Here is a 2,550-nt window from a genome sequence, read left to right as displayed (position 1 = left end):
AACCTGCGGCAGTTCCCGATCGACCGCCTGAAGATCGACAAGTCCTTCGTCCAGAACGCCGAGGACGAGGCCATCGTGAAGGCCGTGATCACCCTGGGCTCGTCGATGGGCATGAAGGTGGTCGCCGAGGGCGTCGAGGACGCCGATCAGCTGGCCGCCCTGATGCGGTACGGCTGCGACCAGATTCAGGGCTACCATTTCGGCAAGCCGATGCCGGCGGACGAGGTGGCGGGGTTCCTGAAAGGGTTTGGGTAGGCGGCGTTGCAGATGCTCTCCCGCGATGCGGGGGAGCTGTCGCGGAGCGACTGAGGGGGCGAACTGGAGGCAGGCCGAGTTAGCCCCCTCCGGCCCTCTGGGCCACCTCCCCCGCGATGCGGGGAGGAACTAGCGCCTACCCCTCCACCGCCTCGTACAACCCCCTAGCCTCGCTCGCCGGCCCGCGCCGTTCGCCGCAGTCCAGCACGCGGATGGCGATCAGCCGTCCGGCCAAGCCGAACACCAGCACGTCGCCGGGCTTGAGCGTCCGCGAGGGCTTGTCGATCCGGCTCTCGGCGCCCGCGCGAGTCAGGCGGATGCGGCCCTCGTCGACGAACTTGGCGGCCAGCGAGCGGGTCTTGAAGAAGCGGGCGCGCCACAGCCAGACGTCGGCGCGAGCAGCGTCGTTCGGGGCGTCGCTCACGACGCGGCCTGCTTGGCCGCGGCCGGCTTGCGGCGGCGGGGGCGCTTGCGGCGCGCGGGCGGTGGCGGCGGTTCGGTCAGCTTCGCCAGGGCCGCGAACGGCGAGTCCGGCCGGGCCTTGACCGGCTTCTGCTCCAGCTTGGCCGCGCCCCGGCGCTTCCAGACGATCGGCTGGTCCGGCTTGGCGCGGATGGCGGGGGTGTAGTCGAGGGCGCGCAGCACCGCCGAGGCCTGGGCGGCGGTCCAGCCGAGTTTCTCGATCGCCGCGTCGGTCAGCACCACGCCGCCGGGCCGTTGCTCGGCGCGCAGCAGCGCGTCCAAGGTCTCGAGCTGCTCGACCGGAATGCTGAAGCAGGCGACGGCGCGCAGACCGCTGGCCGAGAGCTCGCGCGCCGAGGGCTCAGGCGAGGGCAGTTTCTCCAGCGTCGTCAGGGCCCCACGCCAGCCAGCGGGGTTCAGGGCCCGCGCGCAGGCCACCGCCTCGGCCCGCAGCACGCCGGGGCAGTAGAGACTGAAGGCGCCGATCCGCACGCCCAGGCTCTTCAGCGTCCGCCGCTCGGCCTGGCTGAGCGCCTTCAGCTCCGGATCGACCGGGCGCTTGTCCAGCACGCCGCCGGCCTCCAGCAGTCGGTGGGCGATGCCGCGCGGCAGGCCCTTCAGCTCGCCGCCGGCCAGGGCGCGTTCCAGCTTGCGCAGCGGGGCCAGATGCCGATCGACCTCCGAGGCCAGGAAGGCGTCCAGCCGCCGCTCGGCGCGCTCGCGCACGGCGGCGGGCCCCAGCTCGCCCAGCAGGCGGGCGCGGGGCGACAGCAGAGGCAGGTCGCGGCGGACCGCGCCGGCCGCCTCGCCGCGCCAGAGGATCATGCCGTCGGGCGTCAGGGCGAAGGCGTCGTCGGCCTCGCTGGCCAGGACGCCCAGGCGGCGGGCGATCTCGGGACCGACCGCGCGCTGGGCGGCGTTGCGCAACGCCTTCTCCTCCAACGGCGAGGCGCCCTTGGCGGGGGTGAAGGCCACGCCCGACAGGTGGCCGACCACGTGGCCCTCGACCGTCACCTCGCCGTCTTGGCCGACGCCGGCATAGAGCGCCTCGCGCTCGCCCAGCTGCTTCATCAAGACGCTGGTGCGGCGGTCGATGAACCGCGCCATCAGCTTTTCGTGCAGGGTGTCGCTGATCCGGTCCTCGAGCTGGCGGGTCAGGCCCTGCCAGTGGGCCGGATTGGCGACCCAGTCGGGACGGTTGGCGATGTAGCTCAGCGTGCGAACGCCCGACAGCCGCGCGGCCAGGCTGTCGATCTCGCCGTCCGTGCGGTCCAGCGCCTTGAACTGGCTGTTCACCCAGTCCTCGGGCAGGCGCTTGCGGCCCGTGGTCAGGTCGTCGAACAGGGTGCGCGCCGTGCGCTGGTGGTCGTCGTCGGTGGTCTTGCGGAAGTCCGGCGTCTGGCAGACCTCCCACAGGCGGATCAGGGCCGAGCGGTCGGCCTTGCAGCGCTTGATCACGTCCTCCTGCTGGGCCAGGGCCCGCAGGGTGCGCTCGTCCAGCGCCTCGTCCGACAGCTTCAGGCCGCCGCGCTGGGGCGTCTCGGCCAGGGAGCGCAGCAGGCCGGGCAGTGAGCCGAAGTCGAGGCGGGCATTGCGCCATTCGGCGGCGACGATGGGCTCGAAGGTATGGCTCTCGACGGCCTCGACCAGGTCCTCGTCGATTTCCTCGCAGTCGCCCGTGACGCCGAAGGTGCCGTCGCGGGTATAGCGGCCGGCGCGGCCGGCGATCTGGCCGACCTCCTGGGGATAGAGCCAGCGGGTGCGCTTGCCGTCGAACTTGCGCAGGCCCGCGAAGGCCACGTGGTCGACGTCCATGTTCAGGCCCATGCCGAT

3 protein-coding genes are annotated in these 2,550 nt (G+C 72.5%); 1 reads left to right on the top strand and 2 read right to left on the bottom strand.

Features of this window, described 5'->3' with window-relative positions:
- Positions 1 to 255: EAL domain-containing protein (locus tag Q0379_RS02345; RefSeq protein ID WP_299003875.1), on the top strand; the 255-nt coding region annotated here is incomplete at its 5' end.
- A 136-nt stretch (positions 256 to 391) separates the two neighbouring features.
- Here the strand turns inward: Q0379_RS02345 and Q0379_RS02340 are convergent.
- On the bottom strand, positions 392 to 679 hold the full coding sequence (locus tag Q0379_RS02340) for an RNA-binding S4 domain-containing protein (protein ID WP_299003873.1): 288 nt from the start codon (positions 677 to 679) through the stop codon (positions 392 to 394).
- Positions 676 to 2,550, bottom strand: a 1,875-nt coding sequence (locus tag Q0379_RS02335) for a phosphonate-binding protein (protein ID WP_299003871.1), incomplete at its 5' end; no start/stop codon positions are given. The genes Q0379_RS02340 and Q0379_RS02335, both read right to left, overlap by 4 nt.

Source organism: uncultured Caulobacter sp. (genome assembly GCF_937900395.1).
Lineage (GTDB): Bacteria > Pseudomonadota > Alphaproteobacteria > Caulobacterales > Caulobacteraceae > Caulobacter.
This window is presented reverse-complemented; position numbering and strand designations above follow the sequence as displayed.